18 protein-coding genes are annotated in these 16,247 nt (G+C 70.7%); 5 read left to right on the top strand and 13 right to left on the bottom strand.

The window, feature by feature from the left end; genetic code table 11:
* Positions 1-43: 43 nt before the first annotated feature.
* From treZ to LL239_RS06975, 7 genes are all read right to left on the bottom strand, one after another.
* Positions 44-1,795, bottom strand: a complete 1,752-nt coding sequence (gene treZ / locus LL239_RS06945; RefSeq protein WP_228162725.1) for a malto-oligosyltrehalose trehalohydrolase — start codon at positions 1,793-1,795, stop codon at positions 44-46.
* Positions 1,796-1,891: 96 nt separating this feature from the next.
* Entirely contained in the window at positions 1,892-4,318 is a 2,427-nt protein-coding gene (treY, locus tag LL239_RS06950) for a malto-oligosyltrehalose synthase (RefSeq protein ID WP_228162726.1), read from the bottom strand.
* A gap of 6 nt (positions 4,319-4,324) precedes the next feature.
* A complete protein-coding gene (gene glgX / locus LL239_RS06955) occupies positions 4,325-6,547 on the bottom strand; it encodes a glycogen debranching protein GlgX (protein ID WP_228162727.1) in 2,223 nt (740 codons plus the stop codon).
* 81 nt (positions 6,548-6,628) lie between these two features.
* Positions 6,629-7,129, bottom strand: coding sequence for a glutaminase (locus tag LL239_RS06960; RefSeq protein WP_228162728.1), 501 nt, complete (start codon positions 7,127-7,129; stop codon positions 6,629-6,631).
* Complete coding sequence (locus tag LL239_RS06965; protein WP_228162729.1) at positions 7,126-7,977, bottom strand: transposase; 852 nt, start codon at positions 7,975-7,977, stop codon at positions 7,126-7,128. The genes LL239_RS06960 and LL239_RS06965 overlap by 4 nt, the downstream gene beginning before the upstream one ends.
* Before the next feature lie 22 nt (positions 7,978-7,999).
* The gene (locus LL239_RS06970; RefSeq protein WP_228162730.1) at positions 8,000-8,677 is read right to left on the bottom strand and encodes a GTP pyrophosphokinase; all 678 of its coding nucleotides are present in this window, start codon (positions 8,675-8,677) and stop codon (positions 8,000-8,002) included.
* Positions 8,678-8,719: 42 nt separating this feature from the next.
* The gene (locus LL239_RS06975) at positions 8,720-8,857 is read right to left on the bottom strand and encodes a hypothetical protein (RefSeq protein ID WP_228162731.1); all 138 of its coding nucleotides are present in this window, start codon (positions 8,855-8,857) and stop codon (positions 8,720-8,722) included.
* 119 nt (positions 8,858-8,976) lie between these two features.
* Here LL239_RS06975 and LL239_RS06980 point away from each other — a divergent pair, with 119 nt between their 5' ends.
* Positions 8,977-9,303 (top strand): DUF7882 family protein, encoded by a 327-nt coding sequence (locus LL239_RS06980; RefSeq protein WP_228162732.1) that lies wholly within the window; start codon positions 8,977-8,979, stop codon positions 9,301-9,303.
* 2 nt (positions 9,304-9,305) lie between these two features.
* Here the strand turns inward: LL239_RS06980 and LL239_RS06985 are convergent, their stop codons facing one another.
* A complete protein-coding gene (locus LL239_RS06985) occupies positions 9,306-9,623 on the bottom strand; it encodes a DUF7882 family protein (RefSeq protein ID WP_022879211.1) in 318 nt (105 codons plus the stop codon).
* A gap of 109 nt (positions 9,624-9,732) precedes the next feature.
* Here LL239_RS06985 and LL239_RS06990 point away from each other — a divergent pair, with 109 nt between their 5' ends.
* The gene (locus LL239_RS06990) at positions 9,733-10,050 is read left to right on the top strand and encodes a DUF7882 family protein (protein ID WP_228162733.1); all 318 of its coding nucleotides are present in this window, start codon (positions 9,733-9,735) and stop codon (positions 10,048-10,050) included.
* A 1-nt stretch (position 10,051) separates the two neighbouring features.
* Here LL239_RS06990 and LL239_RS06995 read toward each other — a convergent pair whose 3' ends face one another.
* The gene (locus tag LL239_RS06995; protein WP_228162734.1) at positions 10,052-10,306 is read right to left on the bottom strand and encodes a three-helix bundle dimerization domain-containing protein; all 255 of its coding nucleotides are present in this window, start codon (positions 10,304-10,306) and stop codon (positions 10,052-10,054) included.
* A gap of 89 nt (positions 10,307-10,395) precedes the next feature.
* Positions 10,396-10,941: a MarR family winged helix-turn-helix transcriptional regulator gene (locus LL239_RS07000; protein WP_228162735.1), complete on the bottom strand. Its 546-nt coding sequence runs from the start codon at positions 10,939-10,941 to the stop codon at positions 10,396-10,398.
* A gap of 147 nt (positions 10,942-11,088) precedes the next feature.
* On the opposite strand from LL239_RS07000, the gene LL239_RS07005 reads away from it, so the two are divergent.
* Positions 11,089-11,568 (top strand): MarR family winged helix-turn-helix transcriptional regulator, encoded by a 480-nt coding sequence (locus tag LL239_RS07005; protein ID WP_228162736.1) that lies wholly within the window; start codon positions 11,089-11,091, stop codon positions 11,566-11,568.
* Positions 11,569-11,586: 18 nt separating this feature from the next.
* Here LL239_RS07005 and LL239_RS07010 read toward each other — a convergent pair whose 3' ends face one another.
* Positions 11,587-11,844: a DUF3072 domain-containing protein gene (locus LL239_RS07010; RefSeq protein WP_228162737.1), complete on the bottom strand. Its 258-nt coding sequence runs from the start codon at positions 11,842-11,844 to the stop codon at positions 11,587-11,589.
* Positions 11,845-11,923: 79 nt separating this feature from the next.
* Between LL239_RS07010 and LL239_RS07015 the strand changes: the two genes are divergently transcribed.
* The gene (locus tag LL239_RS07015; RefSeq protein WP_228162738.1) at positions 11,924-12,886 is read left to right on the top strand and encodes an alpha/beta fold hydrolase; all 963 of its coding nucleotides are present in this window, start codon (positions 11,924-11,926) and stop codon (positions 12,884-12,886) included.
* 83 nt (positions 12,887-12,969) lie between these two features.
* Positions 12,970-14,079, top strand: coding sequence for an FUSC family protein (locus LL239_RS07020; RefSeq protein ID WP_228162739.1), 1,110 nt, complete (start codon positions 12,970-12,972; stop codon positions 14,077-14,079).
* Between the two features lie 22 nt (positions 14,080-14,101).
* Here the strand turns inward: LL239_RS07020 and LL239_RS07025 are convergent, their stop codons facing one another.
* Positions 14,102-15,343, bottom strand: coding sequence for an ADP-dependent glucokinase/phosphofructokinase (locus LL239_RS07025; RefSeq protein WP_228162740.1), 1,242 nt, complete (start codon positions 15,341-15,343; stop codon positions 14,102-14,104).
* Positions 15,344-15,361: 18 nt separating this feature from the next.
* Complete coding sequence (locus tag LL239_RS07030; RefSeq protein ID WP_228162741.1) at positions 15,362-16,225, bottom strand: ketose-bisphosphate aldolase; 864 nt, start codon at positions 16,223-16,225, stop codon at positions 15,362-15,364.
* Positions 16,226-16,247: the final 22 nt, after the last annotated feature.

Here is a 16,247-nt window from a genome sequence, read left to right on the forward strand (position 1 = left end):
GGCCCCGCCCGACCCGAGGTCCGGCGGGGCGCGCGCGCGTCGGTCAGAGAGCGGGCGCGGCGATCGCGCTGCCGCCGGCCGGCACGGTCAGCGTCGCCTCCTCGAGCGTCACACCGTCGACGGTCGCGAGCAGCACGCCCGCCCCGGATGCCACCGACACCGCGGCCACGGCATCCGACAGGTTCACCACCACGACGAGGTCGCCCCGGCGCAGCTCGTAGACCCGGCCGCCTTCGGCTTCGGCGGTGCTCGCCGACAGCCCGTCGCGGGAGGGATCCGTCAGCTCGGGCCGCTCGCGCCGCAGCTTCGCCAGTTCGCGGTACAGGCCGAGCAGCTCGGCGTGCCCGTCCTCGTCCGGCTCGGACCAGTCGAGCTTCGACCGCTCGAACGTCTCGGGGTCCTGCGGGTCGGGCACGACCGACTCGTCCCAGCCCATCTTCTCGAACTCCTCGACGCGGCCCTTCGCCGTCGCCTCGCCGAGCTCGGGCTCGGGGTGCGACGTGAAGAACTGCCACGGGGTCGTCGCCCCCCACTCCTCACCCATGAACAGCATCGGCGTCCCGGGCGCGGTGAGCGTGAGGACGGCGGCCGCGGCGAGACGGTCGAACGGCAGCGACTGCGACAGACGGTCGCCGGCGGCGCGGTTGCCGATCTGATCATGGTCCTGGGCGAAGGTCACGAGACGCCAGTTGGGCACCGCGTCCGGGACGGGGTGCCCATGCGTGCGCTCGCGGAACGTCGAGTAGGTGCCGTCGTGGAAGAACCCGCCCTCCGACACCTTCTCGAACGCGTTCAGCGCCGCGAAGTCCTCGTAGTACCCGATCGTCTCTCCGGTGAGGGCGACGTGAGCGGTGTGATGCCAGTCGTCCGACCACTGCGCCGTCAGCCCGTATCCGCCCGCCTCGCGCGGGAGGATGAGCTTCGGGTCGTTCATGTCGGATTCGGCGATCGTGGTAAGCGGGATGCCGCGGTGCGCCGACAGGGCGTCGGTGCGCTCGGCGATCTCCTGCAGCACGTGCACCGGGCGCTCATCGAGCAGGGCGTGAACGGCATCCAGGCGGAGTCCGTCGACGTGATAGTCGCGCATCCACATCAGCGCGTTCTCGACGATGAAGGACCGCACCGCGTCCTCGTCGAGGTTGACCGAGTCGCCCCACGTGTTGCGGCTGCCCTCGCGCAGGTACGGACCGAACTCGGGCAGGTAGTTGCCCGACGGACCGAGGTGGTTGTAGACCACGTCCTGCACGACGGCCAGACCCGCGGCGTGGGCGGCGTCGACGAAGCGCTGGTACGCGGCCGGGCCGCCGTAGGCCTCGTGCACCGTGTACCAGAGCACGCCGTCGTACCCCCAGTTCCAGAGCCCGTTGAAGCCGTTGACGGGCAACAGCTCCACGTGGGTGACGCCGAGGTCGACGAGGTGGTCGAGGCGCCCGATCGCGGCATCCAGGGTCCCCTCGGGCGTGAAGGTGCCGAGGTGCAGCTCGTAGATGAGACCGCCCGCGAGCTGACGGCCGGTCCACGCGGCATCCGTCCAGGTGTGACTCGAGGGATCGAACCACGCGGACGCCTCATGCACGCCCGCGGGCTGTCGACGCGATCGGGGGTCGGGGCGCAGGTCGTCGCCGTCGCCGAGGACGAAACCGTAGCGCTCACCGTCGGCCAGGCGCACGTCGGCGCTCCACCAGCCGCCGGATGCCGGGGCGAGTTCGAGGTCCTCCACGATCTGCTCGCCGCTCTCGTCGAGACGGCGCAGCCGCACCCGTTCGGCCTGGGGGGCCCACACTTCGATGCTCATGGCATCCTCTTTCTTCGTTCACGCGCGTGAGGTGTGCAGATGTGTCGCCGCAGGTTCTCCGCGGGCGATCCCTTCGGACGGTTCACGCGTCGGCGGTCAGGAACAGGCGGGCTCGTCGACCAGGAGCGCCACCGGCAGGTCTGCCAGCACCTCCGACAGGAGCACCGGGCCGCCGGGGAACCGGCGACCGGTCAGCACGTCGACCGCGGGGACGTCGGGGCGCAGGAGCACGGTGTCGCGCCAGCCGCCGGCCGCGCGGAGCCCGTGCGGGAGCCGGGTCGCGACCGCCGACACACCGCCCCGGTCGAAGGCGACGACGTGAGCGGATGCCGCGCCCGCCGCCTCGAGGGGGCGGTACAGCGAGAAGCGCTCGGTGCAGTCGCGCCGCACGCGCAGCGCGCGGGAGGTCACGAGGAGCTTCGCGCGGCCGCTCTCGTCGACGGCCGGGGTGTCGGCGCCGTCGGCGTCGATCTCGGCGAGGAGGCGTGCGCGCTCGTCGAAGTCGACGGGGCGACGGTTGTCGGGGTCGACGAGCGACTGCTCCCACAGCTCCGAGCCCTGGTAGACGTCGGGCACCCCGGGTCCCGTGATCTGCAGCAGCTTCGCGGACAGGCCGTTCGACCAGCCGTCGGCGGCGATCTCGTCCACGAAGGCGCGGACCCGGGATGCCGCCGACCCGGTCGCCGCGTCCACCACGGCGTGCATCCGCGCTTCGAACGCCTCGTCCTGCTCCCACCAGCCCGTGACCTCGGACGCCTCACGCGCGGCCTTCTCGGCGTACGCGTGGAGACGCTCGCGGTACTCGGCGAGCCCTTCGGGGGTGGATGCCGACGCCGGCCACGCGCCCACGATCGCCTGCCACAGCAGGGCGTCGAACGGTCCGTGTCCGGTCGAGGCGATGGCCCGGAACTCCTCGAGTACCTCGGCCCACCGCTCGGGGATCTCGGCGAGCACCGCGATACGCGCGCGGGTGTCTTCGCCGCGCTTGGTGTCGTGCGTGGACAGCGTCGTCATGGCTGTGGGCCACGAGGCCTGGCGTCCGGCCTGGGCCGCGTGGAAGCCGTCGACGTCGAGGGAGAACTGTCCGGGATCGCCGCCGACCTCGGTGAGCGAGCCGAGACGCGTGAAGCGGTAGAAGGCCGTGTCCTCCACGCCCTTGGCCATGACCGGGCCCGTGGTCTGCTGGAAGCGCCACGCGATCTCGAGATCGGTGTCGGCGAGCACGGGCACGAGCCGTTCGATCACGTCGCCGAGCTCGGGGCGGCGCACCTCGGCTTCGCCCGCGGCGGCGTCGAGGTGGCGCCGCCCCGCCGGAAGGTACGAGCGGTACACGGGGAAGCAGGCGAGGATCTCGGCGAGCGCGTCCTGGAGGTCCTCGACGGCGAACTCCTCCCGCAGCGGAGAGGGGAGTCCGCGGACGATGCGGCGGATCTCGGACACCTGGATCGTGTCGGCGATCCGGCGCTTGGTGTCGTGGATGAGGTCGTGCCACCCGGTCAGCTCGGGCAGGCCGCTCTCGCGGCGCAGGCGGGCATCGAGGCCGTTCAGCGCGGCCTCGCCCGCGGGGTCGGTGAGCACGCGGTCGATCTCGGCGAGCGCGTCGTAGCCGGTCGTCCCGGCGGTCTTCCACCACGAGGGCAGGGCTTCGCCGTGCTCGAGGATCTTCTCCACCAGCACGTAGCCGGCGTCGGGTCCGCCCGCCTCGGCGAGCGCCGCGGCCAGCAGGTCCAGATATCCGCCGGGGTCGACGAGGCCGTCCGGGTGGTCGACGCGCAGCCCGTCGGCGAGCCCCTCCCGCACCCAGCGCAGGATCTCGGCGTGCGTGGCCTGGAACACCTCGGGGCGCTCGACGCGCACGCCCGCCAGGGTCGTCACCGCGAAGAAGCGCCGGTAGTTCAGGTCGGCGGCCTCGTCCTGCCAGAATCGCAGCTCGAAATGCTGCGCCTCCAGCAGCGCGGTGACGGCGTCGCGCGACCCCGCGGCCGCGGCATCCGTCCCCGTTCCCGGTGCGACCGGGAAGACGTGGTCGTAGTACCGGATCAGGCCGTCGGGGGCGTCGGGCGCGGGCGTCGGGTCGTACGAGATCTCGCCGATCACCTCGGCGAGGTCGGCCCCGAGCACGGGCACGCGCACCCTGCCCCCGCCGAACTCCCAGTCGATGTCGAAGGCGTCCGCGTGCGCCGAGGCACGCCCCTGACGGAGCACGTCCCACCACCATGCGTTCGCGCGCGGGTCGGACACACCCATGTGGTTGGGGACGATGTCGATCAGGATGCCGAGCCCGTCGGCACGCGCGGCCTCGGCGAACCGGGCGAGCCCCTCGGCGCCGCCCCGCGCCGGGTCGACGCGGGCGACGTCGACGACGTCGTAGCCGTGGTCCGACCCCGGCGTCGCCTCCAGCAACGGCGACAGGTACGCCCACGACACCCCGAGATCACGGAGGTAGCCCGTGATCTCGGCGGCGGTGTCGAGGGGGAAGGATTCGCGGATCTGCAGGCGGTAGGTCGAAAGCGGATGCCGCATTCTGGATCAGAGCTCCGGTTTGGGTGCCTGCCCGGGCAGGTCGTCGGTGGCGGTGATGGCGATCTGCGCGGTGAGCGACGCGGCGACGGTGTGGTCGATCTCGGGCTCGGGCAGGTGGTGCTCGCGCAGCACGATGAGCGACTTCGGCTCGAGCTGCAGCGCCTCACCCGGCGCGATCGGCTCGGTGTTGGCGCGCTCGCCCGCGGTGTCGACGTACACGTCCCACTCGGGCGAGTACTGGATCGCGGGGACGTGGAAGTCCACCGGCTCATCTCCGGCGTTGAAGAGCACGAGGAAGTGGTCGTCGCTGATCGTCTCGCCGCGGCGGTCCCGCCCGCGGATGCCCTGGCCGTTGAGGAACACGCCCACGGCGCGACCGAAACCGGAGTCCCAGTCCTCGGGCTGCATAAGCGTGCCGTCGGGGCGCAGCCACACGACGTCGGGGATGTTGTCGCCCTCCTCCATCTTCACGGGGCGACCGTCGAAGAATCGGCTGCGACGGAAGGTGGGGTGCTCCTTGCGGAGGCGCGCGAGGGCTGCGGTGAACTCGACGAGCGGGTGGTCGACACTCGACCAGTCCACCCACGTGATCTCGTTGTCCTGCGCGTAGCCGTTGTTGTTGCCGCCCTGGGTGCGGCCGAGCTCGTCGCCGTGCAGCAGCATCGGAACGCCCTGGCTCAGCAGCAGCGTCGCGATGAAGTTGCGCTGCTGCTGCGCCCGGCGCTTGAGCACCTCGGGGTCGTCGGTCGGCCCCTCCACGCCCATGTTGCTGGAGCGGTTGTGGGATTCGCCGTCGTTGTTGTCCTCGCCGTTGGCGTCGTTGTGCTTCTCGTTGTACGAGACGAGGTCGCGCAGGGTGAAGCCGTCGTGCGCGGTGACGAAGTTGATGGATGCCACGGGCCGACGACCCGAGTGCTCGTAGAGGTCGGCGGACCCGGTGAGACGTGACGCGAACTCCCCCAGGGCCTGCGGCTCACCGCGCCAGAAGTCGCGCACGGTGTCGCGGTACTTGCCGTTCCACTCGGTCCACTGGGGCGGGAAATTACCGACCTGGTAGCCGCCGGGACCGACGTCCCACGGCTCGGCGATGAGCTTGACCTGCGAGACCACCGGATCCTGCTGCACGAGCTCGAAGAAGGTCGCGAGGCGGTCGACGTCGTAGAACTCGCGCGCGAGGGTCGAGGCGAGATCGAAGCGGAAGCCGTCGACGTGCATCTCCAGCACCCAGTACCGCAGCGAGTCCATGATGAGCTGCAGGGCGTGCGGGTTGCCCACGTTGAGGCTGTTGCCCGTGCCGGTGTAGTCGGTGTAGTACCGCTTGTCGTCGTCCTCGAGGCGGTAGTAGGCCTCGTTGTCGATCCCGCGCATCGAGAGCGTCGGGCCCATGTGGTTGCCCTCGGCCGTGTGGTTGTAGACCACGTCGAGGATGACCTCGATGCCGGCCGCGTGCAGCGCCTTGACCATGGCCTTGAACTCCTGCACCTGCTGGCCGTGGTCGCCGGTCGAGGAGTAGGTGTTCTGCGGGGCGAGGAACGCGATGGTGTTGTAGCCCCAGTAGTTCGACAGCCCCTTCTCCTCGAGCGTGGAGTCGTTGACGAACTGGTGCACGGGCATGAGCTCGATCGCGGTGACGCCGAGCTTGCGCAGGTGGTCGATGATCGCGGGATGCGCGATGCCGGCGTACGTCCCGCGCAGCTCCTCGGGGACGTCGGGATGCAGCTGGGTGAGGCCCTTCACGTGCGCCTCGTAGATGAAGCTCTCGGCGTAGGGGGTCTTGGGGTGCCGGTCTCCGGTCCAGTCGAAGAAGGGGTTGATGACCACGCCCTTCATCATGTGGGCGGCGGAGTCCTCGTCGTTGAACGAGTCGGGGTCTCCGAACTCGTAGCTGAAGACGGGCTGGCCCCAGTCGATCTGGCCCTCGACCGCCTTGGCGTACGGGTCGAGCAGGAGCTTGCTCGGGTTGAACCGCTGGCCGTTCGCGGGGTCGTACGGACCGTGCACGCGGTAGCCGTAGCGCTGTCCCGGCTGGATGTTCGGAAGGTACGCGTGCCACACGAACGCGTCGACGTCCACGAGCTCGATGCACGTCTCCGTCCCGTCCTCGTCGAAGAGGCAGAGCTCGACGCGCTCGGCCCCCTCGCTGAACAGGGCGAAGTTCGTCCCATTGCCGTCATACGTGGCCCCGAGGGGATAACTGGATCCTGGCCATACCTGCTGCACGACGCTCACGATAGACCAGCAAAGTTGCGGGCGCCGGGCGCGCACGTCGTCGTTGACAGCACCCCCGCCGACGACTATGCGCGCGGGGTCCTATGCGCGCGCCGGCGGGTGGACCAGCAGGTCGACGCGATCGTCCAGATAACGGGCGAGCGGGACGTATCCGCCGCGCGCGCTCCACCGCACGAGGGGCTCGCCGTCACGGAGGGCGAGGGGTGCCGTGCTCGCGCCGAGCGCCAGCGGATCCACCGCAGTCCAGCCGATGTGCACCGTCTCCCCCTCGGGCACCCCACCCCGCTGAGCGGCGGCGGCCAATTCGGCGCGTCGCCGCTGCGACTCCGCCGCGAACCCGCGGCGTACCTCGGCCCGCGAACGCACGATGTCGCCGGTGGCGAGCACCGCGTCGTCGGTGAGCAGCAGCACGCCCACATGCCAGGCGCTGCCGCGGTCCACGATCCGGGGGGCCCGGCGGATGCCGAGGACGCGCCGACCTTCCTGGAGTTCGCCGATCCGTTCGCGCGGGACCCCCGCGAGGCGGGTCCGCGCCGCCGCGAGCACCTCGGTGAGGCGCGTCGCCCCCTCCGCGTCGCTCACGATCCCGCGTCCTCGTCGAGGACGGCGCGGGCGCGCTCGAGGTCGTGGGCCGCCGCCTTCTCGGCCTCGCGGGCGGCCGTCGTCTCGTGCTCCGCGTCGCTGACGGCCGACTCGGCCGCCTCCGCGTCCTTCTCGACGCGCGCCATCTCAGTGCGCAGCGCCTCGAGCCGCTCCCGGATGCGATCGGCGCGCTCGCGCGCGGTCGCCTCCCGCGTCTTCGCCCCCGCCAGCGCGCGATCCGCTTCCGAACGCGCACGTTCGGCCTCACGCACCGCACGCTCCGCTGCCTTGCGCGCGCGCCGCTGTGCGAGATCGTCCCGCGCGGGAGCGTCGACGACGGTTCCCCCCTCCGGAACCGAACCGGCCACCGCGGCGCGCGGATCCGCCTCGGCGGCCAGGTCGACGGATGCCACCAGCCGACCCGTCAAGACCATCGCGGCCGCCTGAGGGTCGATGATGGCGGCGTTGACCGTCTTCTCGACCGCGTCCCGCATGGCCGGACTCAGCGGTGAGCCGGCCTCCGCGGCGAGGTCGCCCGCACGCCGGGCCAGCGCGGCCACCAGCTGACGGCGCTGTCGACCGAGGCGCGTGAGCTCGGCGGCATCCACGTCGTCCTGCGCCTCGCGCAGCGCCTGCGAGAGTTCGACGGCCTCGGCCAGCTGCCCGTCCCGGGCGAGCAGGTTGACGGCCCACGCGGCGAGGGTGGGCTTGCGCAGCTTCGCGATGCGGCGCCCCACCGGGCCGCCGACCTCCTCGGCGCGGGCGTTTCGAGCCGCCGTGAATTCCGCCGGCGGAAGCACGAGGAGATCGGCGGCGGCCTCGTCGAGGAGGGTCGCCGCGTCGCTCATCCCCCCATTCTGTCCCGTCGCGTCAGAGCGGGACCACCCCCGGGCGAGGACCGCGGATCTGCCGGTGCAGGCGTTCCATCCGGGCGTCGAGTTCGGACGCCGTATCGGCGGCATCCTTCAGCTCGGCGAGCAGATCGGCGGGAACGAGCCGGTCGTACTTGTAATAGATCTTGTGCTCGAGGCTCGCCCAGAAGTCCATGGCGATCGTGCGGAACTGCACCTCGACGGGCACGTCGACCCGACCGGTCGAGAGGAACACGGGCACGTCGACGATCACGTGCAGGCTCTTGTACCCGTTCGGCTTCGGCCGGGCGATGTAGTCCTTCACGTCGCGCACGGTGATGTCGTCCTGCTGCGTGAGCAGGTTCGACAGGCGATAGGCGTCGTCGACGAAGCTGCAGGTGATGCGGATGCCGGCGATGTCGGTGATCGCGCTGCGGATCGAGTCGAAGTCGGTTTCGATGCCTTTGCGGCGGACTTTTTCGACGAGGCTGTCCGGTGACTTGACCCGGCTCGAGACGTGCTCGATGGGGTTGTAGTCGTGCATCTCCTGGAACTCCTCACGGAGGATGGAGATCTTCGTCTCGACCTCGGCGAGACCGAAGCGGTACTCCATGAGGAAGCGCTGGAACTCGTCGCGCATCGCGCGCAACGAAGCCCCGGACACCGTGATCTGCTGATCGTCCAGCGGGTCGGACATGTCGTCGACCGTAGCGGGGACTCCTACGAGCGTGCTGGGAGGTCAGCCGCTCGCGGGCTTGGGGGCCCGAGGGATGAGTTCGCCGTCCACGACGTCGATCCCGGTGAGCTGTTCGAAGACGTCGGGGAGGTCACCGGTGTCGTCCGGGTCGGAGGGGAAAGGGAATCGGCTGTCGCTCACGGCGGGGTCCTTTGAGTGGATGACCACACCCTGACAGAGCGGCGAGGCGCGACGGGTGGCCTTGACACCCCCGACGACGGCGCCTAGTTCCGTGGGATGCCGCCGGTATCGTGGACGGCATGGGAACGATCTTCTACGGCGGCGGCGGCACGGCGGTCCACATCGAGGACCGGGCGCTGGCGCATCTCAAGGTCGTCATCTCGACCAAGCTGCGCCGCGGTGAGAGCTTCACGCTCTCGTGGCAGCACCCCGAGGGCCAGCCGCGGGGGCGGAGCACCCTGTGGCTGCACCCGGCGATCCCGCTGCGCTTCGTGTTCGACCAGGCCGAACCCACCACGCTGAGTCGGGAGTGGGTCGAGCGCCTGGCGGATTCGGCCAACTCCTCGGGGGGCATCCTGCTCGTCCCGGAAGACATCGCCCCGGCCGAGGACGCACCCCAGCGCTGAGGTCAGCCCTCCTCGACGAGGGTGTCCTCCGAGGGCTCGGGAGTGATCGCCAGGCCGTTGGGGCCGGATGCGGCGAGCATGAGGTCTTCCACCCAGACACGGTTGATCCGCGGTTGCCGACTGCCGTAGAAGTGGAACTGGATCGGCACGGACGGGTGCATCCAGAAGCTGCGTCGTCCGCTTCCGTCGCCGACCTCGACGTCGAACATGAACGACTCCGATCGGCGCAGCTTGTTCATCACGACGATGCGCAGATGCGCCAACGTGCGGTCATCGATGTCCACGGCGTTCGCGACGGTGTCGTAGATGAATCGGCCCATGACAGCGAGCCTATCCGAGACGCATGGTGGCCGCCGCGCGAATGCCACGGCACAGCCCCGCGAATCAAGCCCCCCGTGACAGACCGGCGGCGACGTTACCGTTCTGATCGTGGGAACGCTTTACTACGGCGACGTCGCGACCCCCATCGAGATCGAGGATCGCGCGCTCGCCCACGTCAAGGTCGTCATCGCGACCAAGCTCCGCCGCGGCGAGAGCTTCACGCTCTCGTGGACGCACGGCCCCGGTCAAGAGGTCGGTCGCAGCACCGTCTGGCTGCACCCGTCCATTCCGCTGCGCTTCGTCTTCGACGATCCCGAGCCGGCGCTCCTCAGCCGGGCGTGGGTGGAGGAGCTCGCCAACTCCGCCAATTCCTCGGGCGGACTTCTCCTCGTGCCCGAACCGGGGACCGACGACTCGCCGGCCTGAGTCAGACCGGGCGCTGGTCGAGGATCTCCCGGGCGCCTTCTTCGACGGCAGTCGGGATCACGAGGGGCCGACCGGCGGAGAAAGCCTCCCACTCGCGCAGGACCACCGTCTCGATATGGGCGGGGTCCTCGCCCGGGTAGTCCACGCGCAGTCGTGAGACGACCGAATGGAGGGAGGCCACCGGCACTCCGTCCACCGTATGGACGGCGTCGACGGCGGTCGCGCTCGCGCACGCCTCGATCACGTTGTCGTCCATTTCTTCATGGTTTCACGGACGCCGGGTGATTCCTAATACTCAGAATTCAACTAGGCTGCCTAGCTTCTTATGCACCGTGAGCGTTTCGCTCAGAGGACGACGTCGGCCGCGATCGGGGACGGCTCGACCTCGACGTGCGGGTCGACCTGATCCACGGCATCCTGAAGTCGCCCCAGGCACGCGATCACCGTGGCACACTCCTCCGGCGACATGTCGACGACGGCCGCCATCATGCGCGAGTGCATCGAGCCGAGGGTTGCCCGCACCTCCGCGTCGCTGGCCACGGTCGCGACGATGTAGATGCTGCGGCGGTCCGTGGGGTGCGGGACGCGCGTGACGTGTCCGGACTTCTCGAGCCGATCGATGATCGCCGTCGTGGACGCGGTGGACACGCCCAGGTACCGCGTGAGTTCGCTCGGCGACACCTGGCGGTCCTGACCGGACGCCCGAAGGAGGTAGCGGAGCACGAGAAGTTCGTTCTCACCCATGGACATCGACTCGCGGGTCCGGCGACGCATCGCGACCTCTGCGGCGCGGTAGACCCGGAACGCCTGCAGCACATCGACGGCGCGGCGGCGGCGGTCCTCTTCGCTCGCGCCGTACCAATAACGCGACGCCTGCGAGCCGTTCTCCACCCCCGCATCCTATGTCAGCCGAGCACGGCGGAGGCCCTGCCGCTTCGCATCACTGACAGGTACGATGATGAATATATCGGCCCGCTACTTGATCGGTAGCTGAGATACAAGAAGGACGAGCAATCCCGAACAGGGGGTGACGAACGCATGACCACGCCCGAAGACGTGGTGAAAGCCGCCAGAGACCTGTCCGAATCCGGCGCCGCCTCCGAGCGCGTCGCGCTGCACTCTCTCGGAGTCGGGCCCAACGACGCGCGGGTGCTCCGGTTCCTCCTGGACCGCGAGGAGTCGACCGAGCCGGTCACCCCGCGGCTTCTGGCCGACATGCTCGGCATCTCCTCTGCCGCGACCACGGCTCTGATCGACCGTCTTGCCGATGCCGGCTGGGTCGAGCGCGTGCCGTTCCCCGGAGACCGCCGGTCGATCGTGATCCGCCCGACGATCGGGGAGACCTCCCCCGCCCGGAGCCTGCTCTCCGTCCGCCGGTCGTCGGTCGCCGAGGCGGCATCGAGGTTGGGGGCCTCCGAGCGTCGCGTGGTCGCGGAGTTCCTCGACGAAGTCGCCCGGGCCGAGAGGGCGCACACGCAGCGCCTGAGCCCGCGGACGGAGGAGTCCCGCCCCGCCTGAGCGACGGGGCGGGCCCGGTTACCCGTTCGAGCGGCCGGTCTCCTGCTGCAGGCGCTCGATCTGCTCGGACGCCTCGGCCTTGGTCAGGTCGGCGGTGATCTCTTCACCGGCTTCGCGCGCAAGGGTGTCGAGGTAGCTGCGCTGCGGTGCGGTCATGCGCTCGTCCCCGGTGACCCAGTCGGACGGGTCCTTCTCTGCGGGGTTCTCGCCCTCGCGCGGAGCGCCGAGGGTCTCTTCTTCGTGGTCCTGTTCGTGGTCCTGGGAAGCATCGGTCATGGCGCCAGGCTAGGTCGGCGAGGCGACCGGGCGTCCGGGATTGACAGTGCCGGCCCCACGGGTGCGGCATTGTGGAGGGATGCCCGAGGACGCACGCCCGGCCGATGTGCACGTCGAGACGTTCCGACGCGGCACCGCGCAGACGAGGGTCACCGTCGCGTCGACGGGCGCCTCGGGTCGCCCCTTCGTGCTCGTCGCCGGGATCGGCGTCGCCGCGAGCTACTTCGAGTTCCTCGCGCCGTTGCTGGCGGAGCACGGGGATGTGTACGCGCTCGATCTGCCCGGATTCGCGGGGGTTCCGGCATCCGGCGACGAACCGACCGCGGCGTTCTTCGCCGATCAGGTCGACGGCGTGATCGCCCACTACGGTTTGCGCGACCCGGTTCTCCTCGGACACTCGATGGGCGCGCAGGTGGTCACCGAGGTGCTGGCCCGCCGTCACGACCTGTCGCACGCGGTGCTCGTGAGCCCCGTGGTCGACGAGGAAGCATCGTCGCCGGTCGTACAAGCGGTGCGGTTCGCCCAGTCGACGGCCCGCGAGTCCCCCCACATCGCGGTCCTGGCGATCTCGGCCTATCTCCTCTGCGGTTTCCTCTACTTCGCCGAGGTGCTCCCCCACATGCTCCGATACCGGATCTCGGACCGGATCGGCCGCGCCGGCGCTCGTCTGCTGCTCATCCGCGGCGAGTTCGACCGCCCGTCCCCTCGACGTCTGCACTCGCGCCTCGTCGCCCGGGCACGGCACGCCCGCCGATGGGAGATCCGCGGGGCCGCCCACTCCACGGTCAACGGCCACGCCGTGGGCGTCGCAGACCTCGTCCTGCGCCACCTGCGTGACGACCTGTCCGAGCGCGGACGCCTCTCCGCCGAGGAGGCGAAGGTGCCACCCGCGCGGCACGCGGATCTGCGGATGATCCTGGACGCCACCACCAGTCGCCTCGCGGAGTGGGTGAGCGCACTGCGCCGGGACGAGCGCGGAGTGGAGCGGGCGAAGGTTCGGCACGCACGCCTGCTGTGGCGCGCGTACGTCCCGCGACGCTGAGGGGTCGGCTCGCCGGGCTACCCGCGGCGGATCCGGCGATCAACCCCGTCGAACGGGCACCCGGCCTCCCCGACGATGGAGGTATGCATCTCCTCGATCGGCGGTGGTGGAGGGACGCGGTGTCCGCGGACCGCCTGCTCCTCGCGGCCAAGACGGCGGCCGCGGCGGCGCTCGCCTGGTATCTGGCCCCGCTCGTCCCGTTCGCCCAGAACGAGTACTCCTACTACGCCCCGCTCGGCGTGCTCGTGAGCATGTACCCCACGATCGCGCGGTCGGCGGTCAGCGGGCTGCAGACCCTCATCGGCCTGGCGGCGGGGATCGGCCTGGGGCTCGCGGCACAGGCACTCGTGGGCGCCGGGATGCCGCGGATCATCGCCGTGGCCGCCGTCGTCGGGCTGGGCGTGCTCCTGGCGGGCGTGCGCTCGCTCGGGTCGGGTCGGGACTGGGTGGCGATCGCCGGGCTGTTCGTCCTCCTCCTGGGCGGGGCCGACCCCGACGGCTACTCGTCGTCGTATCTGATCACCGTCGCCTTCGGCATCCTCGTCGGTGTCGTCGTGAACCTCGTCGTCATTCCGCCGCTGCGCCTGCGTCAAGCGGAGGAACGGCTCGTCCAGCTGCGGGAGGGGCTCGGCGACGCCCTGCACGCGATGGCCGATGCGCTCGCCGCCCACGCCTTCGACCCGGAGCCGGCCCGCGCCGCGGCGGCCGGGCTCGCCGACGCTCTCGCCGACGTGCGCGACGAGGTCGAGCTGGCGGACGAGAGCCGCCGCTACAACCCGCGCGGCCGACGGTCCGGGCCCCCGCGCGATGCGCACCGGCTGCGCCTGGAAGCGCTGGCCGTGGCCGCGGAGTCCACGCGCGAGCTCACCGCGGCGGTGGCCGAACTCACCGACACCGACGGCGTCGACGAGCGGCTGCCCGTCGACATGCGGCAATCGCTCGCGGCCGCGATCCGGACGGCGGCAGGGCTCGTCTCCGACCGGGCCGGGACCGACACCGGCGTGCTGCGACTGAACGACGCCGATGCCGCCCTCGACGACTACGTCGACCGCGTGCGCCGCCTGAGCACGCCCGAGACGACCGAGCGCTCGCTGATCCTCGACCGCTGGGACGCGGGTGTCACGCTGCGCCGAGTGATCGACGCGTGCCGACCGCTCGCCGAGACCGTTGAGGGCGGGAGGCGCGAGCGCTGAGCGCCGCCGCGCGGCGGCATCGTCACGGGGCCGGCGAGACGGCGTCGAGGGCGCGCATCAGAGCGGCCCCGATGGCCACGCGCGCCGCCGCGGGGACGGCGGCGAGAAAGCCGCCCACGAACGTGTCGCCGAGCCCGATCGTCGTGGGATGGGCGACGTCCACGACGTACGCCGCGACGCCGGCGGACGGCATCCGCCGCTCGACCTCGGCGACCACCTCGCCGCCGCCCGTGTGCCGCGGCAGCCGCCCGGTCTCGTGCAGGTCGGCCGCCGTGCACGCGTCGCCGACGCGGTAGCGCGTGGCTGCGGTGCGCACCGCGCTCTCGAGCCCGGCACGGTGTCTGCCGGCGGACGGGCCGACGGCGATCGCCCAGAACTTCGTGTGCACGACGAGGGCGGGAGCGGGGATCAGCGCGTGGACCTCGGCGAGCGCCACGGCCACCTCGTCGGGCGCGAGCAGGTCGACCGTGCGTCCGAGGTACTCCTGCAGCTCGTCCTCGTTCATGCCGTACACGTCGATGCGGTCCAGCAGCCGGCGGCGCACCGCGCCGGCGAGCGCGCGTTCGTAGAAGCCGGCGTCCTCGTAGTAGACCAGCGCGGTGGGCGGGAGGCGCTCCATCGCCGCGACCAGATCGTCGAGGCGACGTTCGAGCAGAGCGGCATCCTGCATCGTGTTGAACCCGGACACCAGGAAGGCCGCCGCCCCCGCCAGGGCGTCTCCGAGCCCCTCGGCGATGGCCATCTCGCGATTGGGCGCGTCGTTGGCGAAGATGACACGGTTGGCGGCCGGGGCCATGACCGTCCCATCGGGCAGCGCGACGGCCGTGCCCTCGGGGTACTGCACGATGAGATGCGGATCGAGCGTGTCCCGCGTGGCCGAGGACACCACCCGCATCGAGCGCGGGAGCAGTCGGCGCACGGTGTCGTCGATGCTCACCAGGTGCTGCACGGTGGGGACCCCGATGCGGTCCAGCGCGATCCCCGCGCGTACCCCCGTCCCACCGAGCGTGACCTGCGTGTCGAAGCGGGCGGCGAAGCGCTCGATGATCTCGGAGCTCAGGACGAAGCGCTCGCCTCCCCCGCCGGTGGCGAGGAAGGCGAGCACGGTCACCACGAGCGCACGCTCGTCGATGATCGGCGTCGTGCTGTCCAGCTCGTCGCGGTGGATGCCGTACTCGGCCGCGAGGGCGCTGAGCACCGCGGCATCCCACCGGATCTCGTAGTCGACGGTGCCGCCGAGCCCGAGGACGAGGTCTTCAGCCATGACGCCGATCCTCCCCGATCAGTAGAGCCCGGCTTTGCCGGCGGCGCCGAACAGGTCGATCTTCTCGGCGGCGGTCACCTTCATCGCCGCGATCGGCTCGGGCTGGATCGCGTTCGGCTCGCGCAGACGCCGGTCGGTGCCGAGCACCTCGCGCATGCGGTCGTGGTAGGCGACCTTGATGTCGCTGGAGATGTTGATCTTGTTGATGCCCAACGACACCGCGCGTGCGAGCTCGGCGTCCGGGTTGCTGGATCCGCCGTGGAGCACGAGGGGGATGCCGACGGCGGCCTTGATCTCCTGGAGCAGGTCGTGGCGCAGCTCCGGGTTCTTGTCGGCCGGGTACAGACCGTGCGAGGTGCCGATGGCGATGGCGAGGCTGTCGACCCCCGTCTGCTCGACGAAGCGCACCGCGTCCTCGACGTTGGTGTAGATGATCTCGGCCGCGCCGGACTCACCGTAGCTGTCGTTCGCGCCGATCGTGCCGAGTTCCCCCTCGACCTGGATGCCGGCGGCGTGCGCCGCCTCGACGACCTTCCGCGTGATCGCGACGTTCTGCTCGAACGGCTCGAGCGACGCGTCGATCATCACGGAGGTGAAGCCCGAGTGGATCGCCGTGATCATCTGCTCGTAGGAGCCGCCGTGGTCCCAGTGGATGGCGACGGGCACGCTCGACCGGTGCGCCCGGGCATGCATCGCCGGGATGAGGTCGGTCGTGATGTGCGACACCTCGTCGGGGTGGATGGCGATGATGACCGGAGCGGACTTCTCTTCGCTGATGTCCATGATCCCGGTGAACATCGCCCAGTCGGAGATGTTGAAGGCCGGGATGGCGAAGCTGTGGGCGTCCGCCACGTCGAGGATGGACTTGCCGGTGTAGAGCACGGATTTCTCCTTGTCGGGGGTG

The sequence above is a fragment of the Microbacterium testaceum genome, assembly GCF_020781835.1.
GTDB classification, from domain to species: domain Bacteria; phylum Actinomycetota; class Actinomycetes; order Actinomycetales; family Microbacteriaceae; genus Microbacterium; species Microbacterium testaceum_H.

Bases quoted from the DNA above. Each gene is read 5' to 3' on its own strand.
- LL239_RS07025 (WP_228162740.1), bottom strand. From the start codon at position 15,343: ATGGCTGAAGACCTCGTCCTCGGGCTCGGCGGCACCGTCGACTACGAG.
- LL239_RS07010 (WP_228162737.1), bottom strand. From the start codon at position 11,844: ATGACCGATGCTTCCCAGGACCACGAACAGGACCACGAAGAAGAGACC.
- treZ (WP_228162725.1), bottom strand. From the start codon at position 1,795: ATGAGCATCGAAGTGTGGGCCCCCCAGGCCGAACGGGTGCGGCTGCGC.
- LL239_RS07005 (WP_228162736.1), top strand. From the start codon at position 11,089: ATGACCACGCCCGAAGACGTGGTGAAAGCCGCCAGAGACCTGTCCGAA.
- LL239_RS07020 (WP_228162739.1), top strand. From the start codon at position 12,970: ATGCATCTCCTCGATCGGCGGTGGTGGAGGGACGCGGTGTCCGCGGAC.
- treY (WP_228162726.1), bottom strand. From the start codon at position 4,318: ATGCGGCATCCGCTTTCGACCTACCGCCTGCAGATCCGCGAATCCTTC.
- LL239_RS06965 (WP_228162729.1), bottom strand. From the start codon at position 7,977: ATGAGCGACGCGGCGACCCTCCTCGACGAGGCCGCCGCCGATCTCCTC.
- LL239_RS07015 (WP_228162738.1), top strand. From the start codon at position 11,924: ATGCCCGAGGACGCACGCCCGGCCGATGTGCACGTCGAGACGTTCCGA.
- LL239_RS06985 (WP_022879211.1), bottom strand. From the start codon at position 9,623: ATGGGCCGATTCATCTACGACACCGTCGCGAACGCCGTGGACATCGAT.
- LL239_RS06995 (WP_228162734.1), bottom strand. From the start codon at position 10,306: ATGGACGACAACGTGATCGAGGCGTGCGCGAGCGCGACCGCCGTCGAC.
- LL239_RS06980 (WP_228162732.1), top strand. From the start codon at position 8,977: ATGGGAACGATCTTCTACGGCGGCGGCGGCACGGCGGTCCACATCGAG.
- LL239_RS06970 (WP_228162730.1), bottom strand. From the start codon at position 8,677: ATGTCCGACCCGCTGGACGATCAGCAGATCACGGTGTCCGGGGCTTCG.